20 protein-coding genes and 1 tRNA gene are annotated in these 20,021 nt (G+C 43.6%); 11 read left to right on the top strand and 10 right to left on the bottom strand.

The annotated features are described in order from the left end of the window. Positions 1–4: 4 nt before the first annotated feature. The 6 genes from ACHLI0_RS16375 to prmC form a co-directional block, all read right to left on the bottom strand. A tRNA-Gly gene (locus ACHLI0_RS16375) sits at positions 5–77 on the bottom strand. Between the two features lie 80 nt (positions 78–157). After that, a complete protein-coding gene (gene argH, locus ACHLI0_RS16370) occupies positions 158–1,498 on the bottom strand; it encodes an argininosuccinate lyase (protein ID WP_490749694.1) in 1,341 nt (446 codons plus the stop codon). 92 nt (positions 1,499–1,590) lie between these two features. Then, positions 1,591–2,001 carry a polyketide cyclase gene (locus tag ACHLI0_RS16365; RefSeq protein ID WP_055220422.1) on the bottom strand — a complete coding sequence of 137 codons (411 nt, stop codon included), beginning with the start codon at positions 1,999–2,001 and terminating at the stop codon, positions 1,591–1,593. 97 nt (positions 2,002–2,098) lie between these two features. Next, positions 2,099–2,737: an orotate phosphoribosyltransferase gene (gene pyrE / locus ACHLI0_RS16360; RefSeq protein WP_008762667.1), complete on the bottom strand. Its 639-nt coding sequence runs from the start codon at positions 2,735–2,737 to the stop codon at positions 2,099–2,101. A gap of 77 nt (positions 2,738–2,814) precedes the next feature. Continuing rightward, positions 2,815–3,297: a regulatory protein RecX gene (locus ACHLI0_RS16355; protein ID WP_008762666.1), complete on the bottom strand. Its 483-nt coding sequence runs from the start codon at positions 3,295–3,297 to the stop codon at positions 2,815–2,817. Continuing rightward, complete coding sequence (prmC, locus tag ACHLI0_RS16350; protein WP_055220424.1) at positions 3,294–4,130, bottom strand: peptide chain release factor N(5)-glutamine methyltransferase; 837 nt, start codon at positions 4,128–4,130, stop codon at positions 3,294–3,296. The genes ACHLI0_RS16355 and prmC overlap by 4 nt, the downstream gene beginning before the upstream one ends. 53 nt (positions 4,131–4,183) lie before the next feature. Here prmC and ribD point away from each other — a divergent pair, with 53 nt between their 5' ends. The 8 genes from ribD (at position 4,184) to ACHLI0_RS16310 (ending at position 12,671) form a co-directional block, all read left to right on the top strand. Next, a complete protein-coding gene (gene ribD, locus ACHLI0_RS16345; RefSeq protein ID WP_490749693.1) occupies positions 4,184–5,221 on the top strand; it encodes a bifunctional diaminohydroxyphosphoribosylaminopyrimidine deaminase/5-amino-6-(5-phosphoribosylamino)uracil reductase RibD in 1,038 nt (345 codons plus the stop codon). Between the two features lie 142 nt (positions 5,222–5,363). Next, positions 5,364–6,845, top strand: a complete 1,482-nt coding sequence (gene bamI, locus ACHLI0_RS16340) for a BamI family beta-barrel-assembly machinery protein (RefSeq protein ID WP_490749692.1) — start codon at positions 5,364–5,366, stop codon at positions 6,843–6,845. A gap of 36 nt (positions 6,846–6,881) precedes the next feature. Beyond that, positions 6,882–7,616, top strand: a complete 735-nt coding sequence (locus ACHLI0_RS16335) for an isoprenyl transferase (protein WP_016269810.1) — start codon at positions 6,882–6,884, stop codon at positions 7,614–7,616. A 30-nt stretch (positions 7,617–7,646) separates the two neighbouring features. Then, positions 7,647–10,304 (top strand): BamA/OMP85 family outer membrane protein, encoded by a 2,658-nt coding sequence (locus ACHLI0_RS16330; protein ID WP_055220431.1) that lies wholly within the window; start codon positions 7,647–7,649, stop codon positions 10,302–10,304. A gap of 24 nt (positions 10,305–10,328) precedes the next feature. Further along, on the top strand, positions 10,329–10,844 hold the full coding sequence (locus ACHLI0_RS16325; RefSeq protein ID WP_008766991.1) for an OmpH/Skp family outer membrane protein: 516 nt from the start codon (positions 10,329–10,331) through the stop codon (positions 10,842–10,844). A gap of 55 nt (positions 10,845–10,899) precedes the next feature. Further along, positions 10,900–11,415: an OmpH/Skp family outer membrane protein gene (locus ACHLI0_RS16320; RefSeq protein ID WP_008762659.1), complete on the top strand. Its 516-nt coding sequence runs from the start codon at positions 10,900–10,902 to the stop codon at positions 11,413–11,415. A gap of 106 nt (positions 11,416–11,521) precedes the next feature. Then, positions 11,522–12,364 carry a glutamate racemase gene (gene murI, locus ACHLI0_RS16315; protein WP_490749691.1) on the top strand — a complete coding sequence of 281 codons (843 nt, stop codon included), beginning with the start codon at positions 11,522–11,524 and terminating at the stop codon, positions 12,362–12,364. Between the two features lie 73 nt (positions 12,365–12,437). Further along, on the top strand, positions 12,438–12,671 hold the full coding sequence (locus tag ACHLI0_RS16310) for a DUF2007-related protein (RefSeq protein ID WP_011108946.1): 234 nt from the start codon (positions 12,438–12,440) through the stop codon (positions 12,669–12,671). On the opposite strand, the gene ACHLI0_RS16305 is transcribed toward ACHLI0_RS16310, so the two are convergent. Continuing rightward, positions 12,640–13,791, bottom strand: a complete 1,152-nt coding sequence (locus tag ACHLI0_RS16305; RefSeq protein WP_074859318.1) for a pyridoxal phosphate-dependent aminotransferase — start codon at positions 13,789–13,791, stop codon at positions 12,640–12,642. The genes ACHLI0_RS16310 and ACHLI0_RS16305 overlap by 32 nt on opposite strands. A 105-nt stretch (positions 13,792–13,896) precedes the next feature. Between ACHLI0_RS16305 and proB the strand changes: the two genes are divergently transcribed. From proB to ACHLI0_RS16290, 3 genes are read left to right on the top strand one after another with little or no spacing between them, the layout of a single operon-like run. Beyond that, positions 13,897–14,979: a glutamate 5-kinase gene (gene proB, locus ACHLI0_RS16300; protein WP_490749690.1), complete on the top strand. Its 1,083-nt coding sequence runs from the start codon at positions 13,897–13,899 to the stop codon at positions 14,977–14,979. 26 nt (positions 14,980–15,005) lie between these two features. Then, on the top strand, positions 15,006–16,259 hold the full coding sequence (locus ACHLI0_RS16295) for a glutamate-5-semialdehyde dehydrogenase (RefSeq protein WP_490749689.1): 1,254 nt from the start codon (positions 15,006–15,008) through the stop codon (positions 16,257–16,259). Between the two features lie 53 nt (positions 16,260–16,312). Beyond that, positions 16,313–17,269 carry a Rossmann-fold NAD(P)-binding domain-containing protein gene (locus ACHLI0_RS16290; RefSeq protein WP_008762653.1) on the top strand — a complete coding sequence of 319 codons (957 nt, stop codon included), beginning with the start codon at positions 16,313–16,315 and terminating at the stop codon, positions 17,267–17,269. Positions 17,270–17,725: 456 nt separating this feature from the next. Here the strand turns inward: ACHLI0_RS16290 and ACHLI0_RS16285 are convergent, their stop codons facing one another. From ACHLI0_RS16285 to ACHLI0_RS16275, 3 genes are read right to left on the bottom strand one after another with little or no spacing between them, the layout of a single operon-like run. Beyond that, a complete protein-coding gene (locus tag ACHLI0_RS16285) occupies positions 17,726–18,118 on the bottom strand; it encodes a rhodanese-like domain-containing protein (protein ID WP_016269804.1) in 393 nt (130 codons plus the stop codon). A gap of 14 nt (positions 18,119–18,132) precedes the next feature. Then, the gene (locus ACHLI0_RS16280) at positions 18,133–18,846 is read right to left on the bottom strand and encodes a NigD1/NigD2 family lipoprotein (protein ID WP_490749688.1); all 714 of its coding nucleotides are present in this window, start codon (positions 18,844–18,846) and stop codon (positions 18,133–18,135) included. Next, on the bottom strand, positions 18,843–19,991 hold the full coding sequence (locus tag ACHLI0_RS16275; protein WP_008762650.1) for a hypothetical protein: 1,149 nt from the start codon (positions 19,989–19,991) through the stop codon (positions 18,843–18,845). Before ACHLI0_RS16275 ends, ACHLI0_RS16280 begins: the two co-directional genes overlap by 4 nt. Between the last annotated feature and the right edge of the window lie 30 nt (positions 19,992–20,021).

Below are 20,021 nucleotides of genomic sequence, written 5' to 3'. Positions count from 1 at the left end.
AGAGAGCGGAAAACGAGACTCGAACTCGCGACCCTAACCTTGGCAAGGTTATGCTCTACCAACTGAGCTATTTCCGCTTTTTTTCAACGGGTGCAAAGATAAGGAGTTTCCTTGTTTCTGCCAAACTTTCGATTAAAAAAGTTTGGCAGAAAATATTTTATCGCCCTAATAATGCTTTCTCGGCCTGCTCCATTCCACAGAAATTGAAGCCATCGACCACTTGTTGCATTAATGCGGAGATTTCATCATTACAAAGATTACCGATACTTCCTTCGTGTGTATGATGCACCTGTTTGTCATGAGTAAATTTTCCGGCTTCTATATCAAGACCTACTTTCTTATACGCATCACGGAAAGGCATGCCTTCACGAGCCAGCCTATTCACTTCCTCGACACTGAAAATAAACAGATATTTATCATCATCAAGGATATGTTCATTCACCTTAATCTCATTCATGATATAAGTCGTCATCTGCAAGCAGTCCTTCAGTTCCTGGAAAGCGGGAAGGAAAGCCTCTTTTATAATCTGCAGGTCACGGAAGTAACCGGATGGCAGATTGTTTGCTATCATCATTATCTGCTGAGGAAGAGACTGCAGTTTATTACATTTGGCACGTGTCAGTTCGAATACATCCGGATTCTTCTTATGAGGCATGATGCTCGAACCGGTAGTACAATCATCCGGCAGCTTCACAAAACCGAAGTTCTGACTATTGAACATACAAGCATCAAAGGCCAGTTTGGAGATCGTTCCGGCAATGGTAGCCAATGCAAAAGCAACATTACGCTCCAATTTGCCACGTCCCATTTGCGCATAAACGACATTATAATTCAGCGAATCGAAACCTAACAAATCGGTTGTCATCGTCCGGTTCAACGGGAAAGAGGAGCCATATCCTGCCGCAGAACCCAACGGATTGCGATTGCACATCTTGAAAGCCGCCTGCAGGAACTGCATATCATCCACCAAGCTTTCGGCATAAGCACCGAACCACAATCCAAAGGATGAAGGCATCGCAATCTGCAAATGGGTATATCCCGGCATCAGGACATTTTTATATCGCTCACTCTGAAGAATCAGCACATGAAAGAGTTGTTCCACCGCTTCCGCGATCTCGCGAATCTGCGTACGGGTAAAGAGTTTGAGGTCCAGCAAAACCTGGTCATTCCGCGAACGACCACTGTGAATCTTCTTACCGATATCTCCCAAACGGCGGGTCAGCATCAATTCTACCTGCGAATGCACATCCTCTACTCCTTCTTCTATTACAAACTCACCTCTTTCGGCCGAAGCATAAATATTCTTCAACTCAGCCAACAACTGTTCCAGTTCTTCCTTGGTCAACAGACCGATACTTTCGAGCATCGTAATATGAGCCATAGAACCGAGTACATCATGTTTAGCCAGATAAAGATCCATCTCACGGTCACGTCCCACCGTGAAACGTTCGATGTCTTTATTTACCTGCACGGATTTTTCCCAAAGTTTCTGCGCCATAATATTTAAGTATTAGGTATTAAGTATTAGGTATTACCATAAATATCAACGTAGCTACGGTTAATACTTAATACCTAATACTTAATACTTATTTAATATTGAATCATCGACAGCATCTCAACCATCTTCTCCAGACCATCCTGAAGAGGTTTCTGTACCATTGCTTTCATAAACGGATTGATATCCATACCGATAGTCACTTTCAACTTGCACTCTTCCTCTGCTGTTGAAACTAGCTGAATCCACATATTAAAAGGTAGCGGAGAGTTGGTAGTTGCCAGTTTAATACATTTGCAAGGTTCACGCTCAACAATCTGCAAGGTCAGCTGGCCGATAGGCGAAACGCTAAAGCTCAGTGTATCCGAATCAAAACTCAAGTCCTGTATTTTATCTTCCGGTAAACGGTCTTTTACCGATTCCAGATTGCTCAAGTCCGATAGCTTGGCATACACACGTTCCTGACTGTAAGGTATTACCTTTACACTACTTTCAAAATTAGCCATAATTCTTTATTCGTATAAAATCAAAGAAAGAACTATCCGAACAGATATTGTCCGAATGGTTCTTTCTTACTAAAATTTCCGATCAAATAATACAATATTATTTCCCTGCATCCCAATGAGCCGGGTCTTTACGCCAATCGTTCAATGTCGCAATATCTTCTTCTTCGATATAACCGGTACGAAGTGCTACATCAAGCACTGCTTCGTAATTGGTCAACGTCACCAAAGGTACTTTGGCATTCTTGAATGCTTCCTCAGCAACGGGAAAACCATACGTATAAGCAGCTACCATACCGATCACTTCACAACCATCGCGACGAATTGCTTCCACAGCCTTCAAACTACTACCACCTGTAGAAATCAAATCTTCAACCACTACGACTTTCATACCCGGACGAAGTTCTCCTTCAATCAGGTTTTCCAAGCCGTGGTCTTTCGGGGTAGAACGAACATACACGAACGGCAGATTCAACGCGTCAGCCACTAATGCTCCCTGCGGGATAGCACCTGTAGCCACACCTGCAATCGCATCCACCTGTCCGAATCGTTCCAATATCAGACGTGTAATTTCAATCTTCACAAAATTACGAAGAGAAGGATAGGACAGAGTTTTACGGTTGTCACAGTAAAAGGGGGATTTCCATCCAGAAGCCCATGTAAAAGGGTTAGCGGGTTGAAGTTTAATAGCCTTAATCTTCAAAAGTTTCTCCGCAAATAGTCTCTCTAAGTTTTTCATAACTAAACTAACTATTAATTATTTGCCGCAAAAGTACAGAAATTGAACGAGAATAGAAAGAAGAATCCGTTTATTTTTTAACTGAATTGTTCCTCTTCCTCCGGAATTTCGATACAACGACGTATATCTTTGAGTTCAAAACCACGGCTCACCGCAAATCGCATCAGTTTTCCGTTCAGTTCATAATCATCTTTCGCATGAATGCTTTTCCGTTTGGAAGCCAGCAAGTCACGCAGGATGGAGAGATATTCCTCTTCATCAATTTCGTTCAGATGACGCCATGCCACATCGGAAGGAATCTTCTTCATGTAGAGTCCCTGTGCGATTTTCATCTTACCCCATTTGGCAAAACGAAACTTATCGTTCACAAAAGCACGGCAATAGCGCTCGTCATCAATATACTTTTCGGTTTCCAGCCGTTCAAGGATACGCGCTATGGTCTCATAGGCTATTCCCCAACGCTGTAATTTCTCATTTACTTCTGCCCGGCAATGTTCTGCAGCGGAGCAATAAGAGGCAACACGATTCAACGCCTCTTCATCTGTTAATTGTGCACTCATCGGTTAGCTGTAAGTATTCTATCTTTTCCAAATATGTCTTTTATAACACGAACGTCCCGATATTGGTTCATTTCTATCATGCGTATCATGTCTTGTCCGTATGCCTGATTGATTTCAAAATAGAGTTTGCCGCCCGGACGGAGTAGTTTTCGTCCCAGTTCCGCAATCCGGCGATAGAAACGCAGAGGGTCTTCATCGGGAACAAACAGGGCAAGTCCCGGCTCCCAGTCAAGTACATTGGCCTCCATCTCTGTTTTTTCAGTTTCCGTCACGTAGGGCGGATTACTGACAATTATATCGTAAGATGTCCCTTGCATTCCGTCAGCAGAAAAAACATCCTGTCGACGGAAGGTGACCTGAGCATCCAGCTCTTCATTATTCTTACGGGCAATAGCCAACGCTTCTTCCGAAATGTCCCAGGCATCCACTTTCGCATCCGGCAGATTTTTATCCAAAGAGATGGCGATACATCCGCTTCCCGTACCTATATCTAATAGGCGACGTGCATCCGGATTCTCCTTCACAATCAGGCCCACCAGTTCGGCCGTCTCCGGACGAGGGATCAGCACGCCGGGAGCTACCCGGAAGTTCCTTCCACAGAACTCAGCATATCCCCGTATGTACTGTATTGGCTCATTTTTCTGCAAACGGAATATAATGTTTTCTAATTCACGCTGTTTGCATGCAGATAAAATTATATCTTTGCCCATGTAAATATCAAGCGCATCCACCCCCAACATGTCGCAACAGATCAACATCGAAAGAGCTTTGACCTCTTCCGGCGGATAAATATCCTGTAGTGACTGACGGATGTAAGTAGTGATGCGGTTCATATTTTACGATTTCGGAGTGCAAAAGTAAGAATAATATAGCGAAGAGCACCAAAATGGAAGAAGAAAAATACATGAGACGTTGCATTGAGCTGGCAAAAAACGGACTGTGCAATGTTGCTCCGAACCCGATGGTAGGAGCCGTTATCGTATGTGACGGACGTATTATCGGCGAAGGATATCACATCCGCTGCGGAGAGGCGCATGCCGAAGTAAACGCGATTCGTTCCGTCAAAGACAAGTCTTTATTGAGCCGTTCCACCATTTATGTCAGCCTGGAACCTTGCTCACACTACGGAAAGACGCCTCCTTGTGCCGACTTGATTATCGAGGAAAAGATTCCCCGTATTGTAATCGGCTGTCAGGACCCGTTCTCACAGGTCGCCGGACGAGGGATTCAGAAGTTGCGGAACGCCGGAAGAGAAGTGACAGTAGGCGTACTGGAGAAGGAATGCAAACATCTGATCCGGCGCTTTATTACTTTCAATACGCTGCACCGCCCCTTTATCACACTAAAATGGGCAGAATCGGCTGATCATTTCATTGACGTAGAACGAACATACGGCAATCCCGTAATACTGTCCTCCCCTCTTACTTCCATGCTTGTACATAAAAAGAGAGCGGAGGCTGATGCAATCATGGTAGGCAGGCGAACAGCATTGTTGGACAATCCGTCGCTGACAGTCCGCAACTGGTACGGCCGGAATCCGGTACGCATCGTTTTGGACTGTGCCCTGTCTCTTCCCCACAGCCTGCGTCTGTTTGACGGAGAAGTACCCACCATCGTATTTACAGCAGAAAAACATCCGGACAAGAAGAACGTCACATATCGCACGATTGACTTCACACAGGACATTCTGCCACAGATCATGGAAGTGCTATATCAACAAAAAATACAGTCCCTACTGGTAGAGGGGGGGAGTCAGTTGCTCCAATCATTCATCGATGCCGAACTATGGGACGAAGTATATATTGAGAAATGTCCGTGCAAGCTGAATTCCGGTGTTAAAGCACCTGAAATAAGCGATAATTTTAGTTATTCGACAGAAGAACACTTCGACAGACAGATTTGGCATTATGTTTTCGAGAAATAGCTAAAATAGTTCTATTCAAGGGGTTCTACGTCGATAAAAACAGCGTTATTATCTATAATTTTATATAAAACTTCCCCTTAATGTTCTATATCGGAAAAAATGTTCCTATTTTTGCAACTTGTAAATAAACACAATCTTTCAAATGAGAATAAAGTTTTTATCAATCATTGCGAGTTTTTTCATGGTGTCATTCGTTATTACGTCTTGCCTTGACAATGATAACGAAGTCAATTATAGTCCGGATGCGACTATACGCGCATTTGAACTTGACACTATAGGTTATGGGGTAAACTATAAATTCACAATTGACCAAGTTAGTCGTTTAATATATAATGTGGATTCGCTGCCTGTCAATGCCGACACGATCATTAATAGTATTCTGATCAAGACGTTGACAACAGCATCCGGTATTGTGACGATGAAAGATCAGAACGATCAGGATTCAATCGTTAATATTAATGACTCTATTGACCTGACTAAGTATGTAAATGCAACCGAGAAAAACAACTTTCTGGTACTGAAGGTATGGGCACCGAATATGGAGGTTCAGAATGAGTACAAAGTTAATATACGGATGCATACGATGGTTCCCGATTCACTCAGTTGGGGAAAAGAGCCGATAGCGAATAATCCTATGAGCAACACTACTGAAAAACAAAAGATAGTAACGCTTGGGGATAAGATATTACTATTCACTCAAAACAGTGATGATATTTATAGCACAGCAATACCGGCAGGCTCTCCTACTGATCGTTTAAACTATGGTCAAAAATGGGATAAAGAAACGACAGGAAAACTTCCTGTTGGTGCTGATATTACATCCATTATCCGATTCGTTGACAAGTTATATTTACTTGCTGAGAATAAGGAAGTATATAATTCTAATGACGGTTTGACTTGGACAAAAGATGAAGTACTCAATTCCGATGGTGTTTCCGTTACTAATCTGATAACCAGCTTTTCTGACAGTGATGGCAGTAACCATAAAAAGATAAATGGAATAGCAGGTATAGTAGAGATCAATGGAAAGAAATATTTTAGTTTTGCAAAGAAAGATGCAACATGGGAGAAAGATATAGACAAATTAACAGCTGTCCCTGCTGAGTTCCCGATAAACAATCTGTCAGCCGATGTATATGCAACTGAAAGCGGAACGTTGAATGCAATCGTTGTAGGTAATACTGAAGACGGTTTAGACAATGACACAGCTACAGTCGTTTGGGCTTCAGAAGATGGTAAAGCCTGGATTCCAATGGAGATTCCATCAAATAATAACTGTCCGAAATTAGTAGACCCGTCTATTATACATTATAATGACGCATTTTACATTTGCGGAAAAGAGACAAAAGATGATGCTAAGCGATTCCAGAAATTCTATACCTCCCCGACATTACTTGTATGGAAAGGGGTAGACAGAATGTTCATGCTTCCCGGAATTCTTCCTCCGGTAAAACTTGAAGGAGGAGTAATACAATATCCTTATTCCGAGTTTAGCTTCAAGGGAAAAGAAGCAAACTACACAATGGTAGTTGACAGAAACCATTATATATGGATGGTAGGCGGTCAAGGTATTGACAAAATCTGGCGTGGTAGAGTTAATAAACTCGGATTTCTAATACAATAATAAGAAGTAGTTAAATACGAACCTTATAATCAAAACATGTCCTATATAGAGAAAATAGACAAAAATCGGATTCCCCAGCACATAGCCATCATTATGGATGGGAATGGGAGATGGGCTAAACAGCGGGGAAAAGAACGAACTTACGGTCACCAGGCAGGCGCAGAAACGGTACATAAAATTATCGAAGATGCTGCACGTCTGGGGGTCAAATATCTGACTTTATATACCTTCTCCACTGAGAACTGGAACCGTCCGCAGGAAGAAGTAGCAGCTTTGATGAATCTATTGCTGGATTCTATCGAAGAAGAAACTCTGATGAAGAACAATATCCGTTTCCGCATTATTGGCGATATAAAGAAATTACCTGCTGAAGTACAGGAAGGTCTGTCAAGATGTATAGAACACACAGCTAATAATACAGGAACCTGTCTGGTACTGGCACTCAGCTACTCTTCCCGCTGGGAAATGACTGAAGCAGTCCGACAGATTGCAACGCTTGCGAAAACGGGAGAAATATCTCCTGAACAAATAACAGATGAATACATAACTGCTCATCTGACCACAAACTTTATGCCCGATCCGGATTTACTGATCCGCACGGGAGGAGAAATCCGACTAAGCAACTACCTGCTATGGCAATGTGCTTATTCGGAGCTTTATTTTTGTGATACATTCTGGCCGGACTTCGATAAAGAAGAATTCTGCAAAGCCATTTATGAGTATCAGCAAAGAGAGCGCCGGTTCGGCAAAACAAGTGAACAAATCAGCTAACATAATTCGAAACATCAAATTATAACATAAATGCATTATCGTATTTCCTTTATATTCGTAACGTTTATCTGCCTGTTCTGCTTTGCAGCCACGGGCTTTACGCAGAATACCAACACTGACGAAGACTCTAAGCCAGTCATCTTATACTCAGGAACGCCTAAAAAGTATGAGATAGCAGACATCAAGGTTGAAGGCGTGAAGAATTATGAAGACTATGTGTTAATCGGATTATCCGGACTGTCCGTTGGACAGACGATTACCGTGCCGGGTGATGAGATTACCGGAGCAATCAAGCGCTACTGGAAACATGGTTTGTTCTCTAACGTACAGATTACTGCCGAAAAGATAGAAGGCAACAAGATTTGGTTAAAAATCAGTCTGACACAGCGTCCCCGTATTGCGGATGTGCGCTATCATGGCGTGAAAAAGTCGGAACGTACAGACCTTGAAAGCAAGCTGGGTATGGTAAAAGGTATGCAGATCACTCCGAATACCGTTGACCGTGCAAAGACATTGATCAAACGTTATTTTGATGATAAAGGCTTTAAGAATGCGGAAGTGATTATCGCGCAAAAGGACGATCCATCTAACGAAAATCAAGTGATTGTTGACATTGATATCGACAAGAAGGAAAAGATTAAAGTGCACGCTATCCATATCGCCGGAAACTCGGCCATCAAAACATCTAAGTTGAAGAAAGTGATGAAGAAGACCAATGAAAAAGGTAAACTTCTGAATCTGTTCCGCACCAAGAAATTTGTTCCGGAAAACTTTGAAGCAGATAAGCAGCTGATCATAGATAAGTATAACGAGCTGGGATATCGTGATGCAATGATCGTAAAGGACAGTGTAGCACAATACGACGAAAAGACTGTAGATGTATATATGGATATAGACGAAGGTCAGAAATATTACCTTCGTAATGTAACATGGGTAGGTAACACACTGTATCCTTCAGAACAGCTGAACTTCCTGCTCCGCATGAAGAAGGGTGATGTTTATAACCAGAAGTTACTGGGAGAACGAACCTCTACAGATGACGACGCAATCGGTAACTTATATTATAATAACGGTTATTTGTTCTACAATCTTGATCCGGTAGAAGTAAATATCGTCGGCGACTCCATCGACCTCGAAATGAGAATTTATGAAGGCCGCCAGGCTACGATTAATAAGATCAACATCAGCGGTAACGACCGTCTGTATGAAAACGTAGTTCGTCGTGAGCTTCGCATTCGTCCGGGACAGTTGTTCAGCAAGGATGACCTGATGCGTTCATTACGTGAAATCCAGCAGATGGGACACTTTGACCCTGAAAAACTGCAGCCGGATATTCAGCCGGACCCTGTAAACGGAACGGTTGATATAGGTCTGCCTTTGACATCTAAAGCCAATGACCAGGTAGAGTTCTCTGCCGGTTGGGGACAAACAGGTATCATCGGTAAACTGAGCCTGAAATTTACCAACTTCTCTGTTGCCAACTTGCTGCGTCCAGGTGAAAACTACCGTGGTATCCTGCCGCAAGGTGACGGACAGACATTGACCATCAGCGGTCAGACGAATGCTAAATACTATCAGTCATATAGTATCTCATTCTTCGATCCTTGGTTTGGAGGTAAACGACCGAACTCACTTTCCGTATCGGCTTTCTTCTCAGTTCAGACTGACATCAGCAGCCGTTACTACAACTCAAGCTATTTCAACAACTATTACAATAGTATGTATAGCGGTTATGGCGGCTATGGTATGTACAACTATGGCAATTACAACAACTATGAGAACTACTATGACCCCGATAAGTCTATCAAGATGTGGGGACTTTCTCTAGGTTGGGGTAAGCGTCTGAAATGGCCGGATGACTACTTTACTTTGTCTGCAGAGCTAGCTTACCAACGCTACAACCTGAAAGACTGGCAGTATTTCCCGGTAACCAACGGTAAATGTAATGACCTCAGCCTTTCACTGACTTTGGCACGTAACTCTATTGACAACCCGATCTTCCCACGTACAGGTTCGGACTTCTCGCTGTCAGTTCAGCTTACTCCTCCGTACTCATTGTTTGATGGTAAAGACTATAAAGGTTATTTCTATAATCCCGAAAGCGACAGAGGCATCACTCAGGATAATATGAATAAACTTCATAGATGGGTTGAGTACCACAAATGGAAATTTAAAGCCAAAACATATACTCCGTTGATGGATTATATAGCACATCCTAAGTGTCTGGTATTGATGACACGTACAGAGTTCGGTTTGTTAGGTCACTATAATAAATACAAAAAATCACCGTTCGGTACATTCGACGTAGGTGGTGACGGTATGACAGGTTACTCAAGCTATGCAACGGAAAGTATTGCCTTGCGTGGTTATGAAAACAGTTCATTGACACCGTACGGAGAAGAAGGATATGCTTACGCTCGTCTTGGTATCGAATTAAGATATCCATTGATGCTGGAAACAAGTACTAACATTTATGTGTTAGGTTTCTTGGAAGCTGGTAACGCTTGGCATGATATCTCTAAATTCAATCCGTTTGATTTGAAACGTTCTGCCGGTATCGGTGTTCGTATCTTCTTGCCGATGATTGGTATGATGGGTATCGACTGGGGTTACGGTTTCGACAAGATAAATGGTAGTAAGGAATACGGCGGCAGCCAGTTCCACTTTATCTTAGGACAAGAATTCTAATATAAAAACTAAAAACTAAACGTCATGAGAAAGTCTGTTCTATCCATTATGTTACTGTTTGCCATCAGTATGGCAGCTAGTGCACAAAAATTTGCATTGATCGATACGGAATATATTCTGAAAAATATTCCGGCATATCAAAGCGCTAATGAGCAATTGCAGGAAGCTACGAAGAAATATCAAAGCGAAGTGGAGGTAATTGCCAAGGAAGCACAGAAGATGTTCCAGGACTATCAAGCTCAGTCCTCTACTCTCTCTGCGGCTCAGAAGACTAAGAAGGAAGATGAGATTGTAGCGAAAGAGAAATCCGCTGCCGAACTGAAGCGCAAATACTTCGGTCCGGAAGGCGAACTGGCTAAGATGCAAGAGAAGCTGATTAATCCTATTCAGGATGAAATATATGGTGCCGTAAAGGAACTGTCGCAACTACACGGATACGACCTTGTACTCGACAGAGCCTCTGCTGCAGGCATCATTTTTGCCAATCCACGTATTGATATTAGTGATGAAGTGCTGAGAAAATTAGGATATTCAAATTAATTTCATACATTTGCATCGAAAATAACTAAAAATCATTCAAATAAATTATAGAACTATGCTAAAAAAAATTGCACTTGTATTGATGCTTGCACTCCCAATGGGTGTATTTGCACAAAATCTGAAATTCGGTCATATTAATGCCCAAGAAATCGTTTCAGCAATGCCTGAATTTGCTAAGGCACAATCTGATATTGAAGCACTAGACAAACAACTGACTAGCGAATTACAAAGAACTCAGGAAGAATTCAACAAGAAATATCAGGAATTCCAGCAAGCTATCGCTAAGGACTCTCTTCCTGCTAACATCGCTGAGAGAAGACAAAAAGAACTGCAGGATATGATGCAAAGACAAGAGCAGTTCCAACAGGAAGCTCAACAGCAGATGCAAAAAGCTCAGGCTGACGCAATGGCTCCTATCTACAAAAAGTTGGACGACGCAATTAAAGCCGTAGGTGCTGCCGAAGGCGTAATCTACATCTTCGACCTTGCAAGAACACCGGTTGCTTACGTTAATGAGTCACAAAGTATTAATCTGACTCCTAAGGTAAAGACACAGCTCGGCATCAAATAAGAAGCTATAAGCTATAAAATACCGAAAGGGAAAGAGAAAGAAGTATGATCTTCTTTTCTCTTTCCCTTTTTTCATGTAACTTTGCGTATATAAAACCGTACTCGTCATGAAGCAACATCTATCTCATACACCCGGACCAATCGGAGTTTTCGATTCCGGATACGGTGGGCTGACTATCCTCAACAAGATAAGAGAGGCACTGCCGGAATATGATTATGTCTATCTGGGAGACAATGCACGCACTCCTTACGGCACACGTTCTTTTGAAATCGTGTACGAATTCACTTTGCAGGCAGTCAATAAATTGTTTGAAATGGGATGTCATCTCGTTATCTTGGCCTGCAATACAGCCTCTGCCAAAGCATTGCGCAGCATACAAATGAACGACTTGCCCGGCATTGACCCTGAACGCCGTGTGCTCGGAGTTATCCGCCCTACCGTTGAGTGTATAGGTGGCATTACTCAAAGCCGTCATATCGGAGTACTGGCAACAGCAGGTACCATCAAGTCCGAATCGTATCCATTAGAGATACATAAGCTATTCCCGGATATTCAAGTGAGCGGAATAGCATGCCCCATGTGGGTACCGCTAGTGGAAAATAATGAATCACAGAACGAAGGGGCCGATTATTTCATCCGGAAATACATTGACCAGTTGCTATCCAAAGATCCTGAAATTGACACGATGATTCTGGGCTGTACGCATTATCCTATCTTGCTCCCTAAGATACAAGAATACACTCCGAAGCATATCCGCATTGTCGCACAAGGAGAATATGTAGCCGAAAGTCTGAAGGACTACCTGAGCAGACATCCGGAGATGAATGCTAAATGTACCCAAAACGGCAGTTGTCTGTTTTACACCACAGAAGCGGAAGAGAAGTTTGTCGAATCGGCCTCTTCCTTCCTGAACCAGCAAATCGACGTAAAAAGAATCTCTCTCGAATAAATATGGGAAAGCTGATCAATCTTTCCTTCTTTTTTGTTATATTTGTATACATAACCTCAAATAGCATAAGATTATGAAAGAAGAAGATTATAGCAAGGCCATAGAAGTATTCTCCGGTTCGCCATGGGAAGCAGAAATTATCAAGGGATTGTTGGAAAGTAATGATATCCGCTGCGTCATTAAAGATGGTATCATGGGGACATTAGCCCCCTATATTGCTCCATCTGTATCTGTTCTGGTCACTGAAGACCAGTACGAAGCCGCTACTGAACTGATCAGAAGCCGCAACGAGAAAGATACTGACTGATACGGTCCAGTCCTTCCCGGATATTCTCCAGCGAATTCGCATAGGAGAAACGGACATATCCTTCACCTCCCGTTCCAAAATCTATACCGGGAGTGATGCCGACATGCGCATTTTCGAGAACATCGAATGCAAAGCGATAAGAGTCGGTAGTGAACTTACGTGCATCAGCGAAAATATAAAAGGCACCCTGAGGCTCAACTTTGATCTCGAATCCCATTTCCCGAAGACGGCTGATCATATACCGGCGGCGTTCATCATAGATCTGCTTCATCCGTTCCACATCCGAGTCAGCCTGTCGCAATGCGGCAATTCCCGCTTGCTGGGCGATGCTGGACGCACAGATAAACAGATTCTGCTGCAACTTCTGCAAAGAACGCATACAGGATTTCGGTGCTATCAGATAACCTAAACGCAACCCTGTCATCGCAAATCGTTTGGAAAATCCGTTCAGGACAAAAGCCTTATCCGTATATTCCAGAATACTATGCGCACGTCCTTCGTATACAAGTCCGTGATAAATCTCATCCGAAATAATAGGAACACCTAAAGATGCCACACTTTTCAGGAAACTCTCATCCAGCAACATACCCGTCGGATTCATCGGTGAATTAATAAAAATACCAGCCGTATGCGGAGTAACGCACTTACGGATCGCTTCTATATCATATTGCAAACCATTTTCTTCGGACAGAGGCACCAAGACAGGTTTTGCCTGAGCGGCCAAAACGAAGTTACGATAACACGCATACCCCGGATTGGAGAGAATCACTTCACTGTCCGAGTTACAAAGCAACATCAAGACCAGAAGGATAGACGGAGAAGAGCCGGAAGTGACGACAATACAATCCGGATCGACAGTGACTCCATATTCACGCTGATAAAAAGCGGCTATTTCACGACGCAACTCCGGATCCCCCAAAGAGTGAGTATAATGTGTGAGGTGCCGGTCGTAGGCAGCCTTAGCAGCTTCCGCCACACAAGCCGGAACGTCAAAGTCCGGCTCACCGACTTCCAGGTGGATAACGTCCACACCTTGTTTCTGTAATTCATTTGCACGCTCCAATACATCCATCACGATAAAGGAGGTCATTTGTTCTACTTGGGGATTCGTATGTTTCATTGTTTTTCTTTTATCTGTCAGGCTGCAAAGATAATTCTTTTCAGCCTGTTTTTGTAACATATCGACAAAAAGCTCTATATTTGTGCTTTCAAATCGTTAGTAAGGATGAAACAAGAGTTTACACGAATAGCAGTAAAAGTAGGCAGTAACGTATTGGCACGCCGTGACGGTACATTGGACGTCACCCGTATGTCGGCACTCGTTGACCAGATAGCAGAATTAAATAAATCCGGAGTAGAGATCATTCTCATTTCTTCGGGAGCAGTTGCTTCGGGACGCAGCGAAATACACCCGCAGAAAAAGCTCGACAGTGTAGACCAGCGCCAGTTATTCTCCGCCGTAGGACAAGCTAAATTAATAAACCGCTACTATGAGCTTTTCCGTGAACACGGCATTGCGGTAGGTCAGGTACTGACTACCAAAGAGAATTTCAGTACCCGCCGCCATTATCTGAATCAGAAGAACTGTATGACGGTGATGCTCGAAAACGGCGTCATCCCTATCGTCAATGAAAATGATACGATTTCGGTCAGCGAGCTTATGTTCACGGACAATGACGAGCTTTCCGGACTGATCGCTTCCATGATGGATGCGCAGGCACTGATTATCCTGAGTAACATAGACGGAATCTACAACGGTTCACCCTCCGATCCTGCCTCCGCTGTCATTCGGGAGATCGAGCATGGAAAGGATTTATCCAACTATATCCAGGCTACCAAATCGAGCTTCGGTCGTGGCGGTATGCTGACGAAAACGAATATTGCCTGCAAGGTAGCCGACGAAGGGATTACGGTCATTATCGCCAACGGAAAACGGGATAATATTCTCGTAGACTTGTTGCAACAGCCGGACGATACGGTTTGCACGCGCTTTATCCCTTCCACCGAGGCGGTATCCAGTGTAAAGAAATGGATTGCCCACAGCGAAGGATTCGCCAAAGGGGAAATTCATATTAACGAATGTGCCACGGATATCCTCAGTTCGGAGAAGGCAGCCAGCATTCTTCCGGTCGGAATCACCCACATCGAAGGCGAATTTGAGAAAGACGATATTGTACGCATCATGGACTTCCTGGGCAATCAGGTTGGTGTAGGAAAAGCGAACTGCGATTCCGCACAAGCCAGGGAAGCAATGGGCAAACATGGCAAAAAGCCTGTAGTACATTACGACTATCTATATATCGAATAAAAAATATAAAACGTAAAAAGGAGCAAATGACTACAAATTTAAACGGAACTTTCGCTGCTGTACAAGCTGCCAGCCGGGAATTGGCGTTGCTGAGTGACGACACCATCAATCAGATACTGAATGCGGTCGCTGATGCTGCCATTGCCGAAACACCCTTTATCCTGTCAGAAAATGAAAAGGACCTGGCACGGATGGACAAGAGTAACCCGAAGTACGACCGGTTAAAACTGACGGAAGAGAGGCTGAAAGGCATCGCTGCCGACACACGTAATGTAGCCACTCTCCCCTCCCCGCTGGGAAGGATATTAAAGGAAACCTCCCGCCCCAATGGAATGAAGCTGACCAAAGTCAGTGTCCCCTTCGGAGTAATAGGCATCATCTATGAAGCGCGTCCTAATGTCAGCTTCGACGTCTTTTCCCTTTGCCTGAAAAGCGGAAATGCCTGCATCCTGAAAGGTGGAAGTGACGCAGACGATTCCAACCGTGCCATCATCAGCGTCATTCACAAGGTACTTGAAAAGTTTCATGTTAACCCGCATATAGTAGAACTGCTCCCGGCAGACAGAGAGGCTACGGCAGCATTACTGAATGCGACAGGCTATGTAGACCTGATTATTCCGAGAGGAAGCAGCAATCTGATAAATTTCGTGCGCGAGAATGCACGGATTCCTGTCATTGAAACAGGAGCAGGTATCTGCCATACTTATTTTGATGAGTTCGGAGATACCCGGAAAGGAGCGGATATTATCCATAATGCCAAGACACGCCGTGTCAGTGTCTGCAATGCGCTCGACTGCACCATCATTCATGAGAAACGTCTGGGGGATTTGCCTGCGCTCTGCGATCAACTGAAAGAAAACAAGGTTACTATCTATGCAGATACACAGGCTTATCAGGCACTGGAAGGACATTATCCGGCAGAGTTGCTGCAACCTGCCACTCCGGAAAGCTTCGGAACAGAGTTTCTGGATTATAAGATGGCTGTCAAAACGGTGGAAAGCTTTGAAGACGCACTAGGGCATATACAGGAAAACAGTTCAAGGCACAGCGAATGTATCGTGACCGAAAACAAAGAGCGTGCCGCCTTGTTTACTAAGATAGTAGATGCGGCATGCGTATATACCAATGTATCTACCGCCTTCACCGACGGTGCACAATTCGGCTTGGGAGCTGAAATCGGCATCAGTACTCAAAAGCTGCATGCCCGCGGTCCGATGGGACTGGAGGAAATCACTTCCTACAAATGGGTGATCGAAGGCGACGGACAGACCAGATGGTAAAGTGAGGAAACGACAAATGATCAATTGGACAATAACGATTAATGATAGATAAAATGAAGAAATTTACTTGTGTACAGGACATCGGCGATTTAAAATCAGCCCTTGCAGAAGCATTTGAAATTCAAAAAGACCGCTTCAAATATGTAGAGTTGGGACGAAACAAGACATTGATGATGATCTTCTTTAATTCCAGCCTCCGTACCCGCCTCAGCACACAGAAAGCTGCTCTCAATCTGGGAATGAATGTAATGGTACTGGACATCAACCAAGGTGCATGGAAACTGGAAACAGAACGTGGCGTCATCATGGATGGTGACAAACCGGAACATCTGCTGGAAGCGATTCCTGTGATGGGTTGTTATTGTGACATCATCGGAGTACGCTCTTTTGCCCGCTTCGAAGATCGTGATTTTGACTATCAGGAGACTATTCTGAATCAATTTATTCAATATTCCGGACGTCCTGTCTTTTCGATGGAGGCAGCCACCCGCCACCCATTGCAGAGCTTTGCCGATTTAATCACCATTGAGGAATATAAAAAGACGGCACGTCCCAAAGTCGTAATGACTTGGGCTCCGCATCCCCGTCCATTGCCGCAGGCTGTTCCCAACTCTTTTGCAGAGTGGATGAATGCCACTGATTATGATTTCGTTATCACTCATCCGGAAGGATATGAGCTGGCGCCGCAATTCGTAGGAAATGCCAAAGTAGAATATGATCAGATGAAGGCTTTCGAAGGAGCAGACTTTATATATGCCAAGAACTGGGCTGCCTATACAGGCGACAATTACGGCCAGATATTAAGCAAAGACCGTGAATGGACAGTCAGCGACCGACAGATGGCAGTAACCAACAATGCTTTCTTTATGCACTGCCTGCCTGTTCGCAGAAATATGATCGTTACGGATGATGTAATCGAAAGTCCTCAGTCTATCGTTATCCCCGAAGCTGCCAACCGCGAAATCTCGGCTACAGTGGTTTTGAAGAGATTGATTGAGGGATTGGAATAAACCGTAGTACAGCTGTTTATTCAGAAGATTTTTTATCATTATGAGTTATAAAAAAGTGTAAACAGTGAATAATTCATAATTGAACAAAAATGAATCAAACAGTAGTATCACCATTGGGGGGTGATTAAAAAGTCGATTCTATCTCGAATCTCCTCCTTCGAGAAGGAGGAGTGGTCGCAGACCGAGGTGGTAGGAGAAATAATGTTTATACCTATTTCTTTGTAAATAACAGGATTATGCATTCACCTACCACCTCCCCCTACGGGTACTCCTCCTTCTCGAAGGAGGAGATTTAAGATACTATTGATTATCATTTAGTTCAAATCCATGCGGAAAGGAACAAAATTCAACTATTGATTTGCATAAATAACAGATATAAAGCAATCTGATAGTAATTGAAAAAACGTATAAGAATGAACTTTCAGTAAAGAAGACGAGACTTCCACCGCTCACAGTTTAGTATTCTATCTCCTTTCCTGCCGCCTGCCAGGCATTGAATCCTTTACCAAGCTCCACAACCTTATATCCTTTTTCACTAAGGATCGCCGCAGCTTTCTTGCTTCGTTTACCGCTACGGCAATACAACGCAACTGGTTTGCTCTTTTGCAACAATGAATCCGCCATCGAGGCAAAAGAGTCATCCATCACATTAATATTAATCGTTTTTGCAATATGTCCTTCTGAATATTCAGCCAGTGTACGAACATCCAGACGCTGCACTTCTTCATCCTGAATGATAGAGTCAAAATCCTCTACATTCACCGTTTTAAAGTCTCCTTTCTGCTGACAGGAGAAAAGAGAAGAGAGAAATAAAAATAATCCCACGACTAATTGATTCATTTTAAACATACGTACTATATTAATCAGTTCACGCCCGGAACATATTCAAATCCCGGATCACAATACTTGCTTGATTCTACCACCACACCACTTTTATCTGTGGTATGATACTTGAATTTTATCCTTATGGTTTGATGAGGATTTTCTTCATCCACATATTTCGTCAGAGGAACAGAAATGTAGGCACGGCGATTATAGTTCTCCTCATCCCCATTCGCATCATGAAACAGAGACAAGGTTACGACTGTCTCATCCCCTTCCGCCTCAACGCTCTCTTCTATCATACCAAACACGTGCTGTTTGCCACTATTGATATTGATCTTCACGTTCAGAATCATATTCAAATAGTCACGCCCCAGCCAAATGCTGGTCACATCTACCGGATCATACTTCAGTCCGCCTTCGAAAGCCGGATCGTCAGCCCCCTTTGGCTCCGGTGTCACCACCGACTGCAATGAATATATGACAGCCGTAGCATCCTCCGGATTTACTTCATAGTTACTGATCACACGCCTGGCCGAGTTCGGAGATATGGTTGATCCGGTACGGTCTTTCGCAACAGTCAACAGCTCTCCCTTGTCAGGAAGCAGACTCTGTATCAGACCATCCGCCCCAGCCTTCACTGTGACAAATTCCAACTTCACAGAAGGATAATAGTAATCATCATCATCCCCGCAGGCAGTCATCAGGAAAAGCATTCCCAAAAGCCAGAGTGTATGTAACTTTACTTTATTCATTGGCAAGCAGCTAAATAGTTCACCAACGGATTGGCATACATTAATAACAATTTTCCACGCAAAAAGTCTTCGTCTTTATTCGGAATCTTTATTTTGCCCAGTTGTTGCTCGATATAGGTTACGAATCGTTGTTTCTCTTCGGGAGTGTAATGACCGGCAAACTCGGATGTACCCTTCAGCAAGTCATAGGCAACGTAATTGCCCGAATAGATCCGATAGTTACTATGAATCCTCTGGTCGATGCAGGCAGATATACTGGAGAACAGTTCCTGCTTCGGTAACGAACGGTCCAGCTGCGCCAACCTGTCATTGATACAGGGAGCGGTCTGAAAATGCACTTTCCCTTTGTATCCGAAAAGACCGGTCTGCATACTGATCAAATCGTCCTGAGTGGTTTTCTTATATCCTTCTATATCTCTTTTCAACTGAAACTCCTGCGCTTTCAGAAAGTCACAGGGGTCATATTCGTACGAAATGGCAAGAGGAGCGATATTCATCTCCATCAAACGGTCGATCAAGTCGCCTTCACCACCCATCGCCAGCATCTTCAGTACGCTATCCTGAGTACGGTCGTTCGAGTCTTTGGCACGCCCTTCGCGCTGGGCAATCCAGATGGACTGCTTCTTCTCACTAATGGTATAATGCATATAACGGGACATCCGTGCTGAAGATTCCAGCATCTGCCGCATGGTCAGCGCCCGTTGCACTATAAATGATTTGTTGACACGCACCAGCTTCTTGATCCATGGATAAACCAGCAGATTGTCGCCAATCGCTATCTCTACCGTATCCATTCCCTGATCAATCAGCAAGATAGAGAGGAAGCCCGAATCCAATATAATATCCCGATGATTGGAGAGATATGTATAAGCCTTGCTCTTATCCGGCACAGCCGTATGATCCAGAGTCAGCCCATCCGTATGGTCCGCCGCTATTTTCCATAAAATACCATAACAGAATGTTTCCTGAAAATCCAGCTTGCTCTTACAGGCGCGTATTTTCTGCGCCAAAAGTTCAAAGGGGACGTTCGGTATCGCATCAGTAGCCGCCTTCTGAAAAGCAGGATCAGCAATCAGCTCCTCAAAGATTTGAGGAAGTTCCTCATCATTGTAAGGACGAATCTCATCAAACTCTGTAGTATCCATAAGCTATGAAGTTTATAAAAAAGTATTAGG

The organism is Bacteroides sp. RCH18 (genome assembly GCF_058231005.1).
Note: the sequence above shows the minus strand (reverse complement) of the source record. Positions and strands in the feature narration are given on the sequence as shown.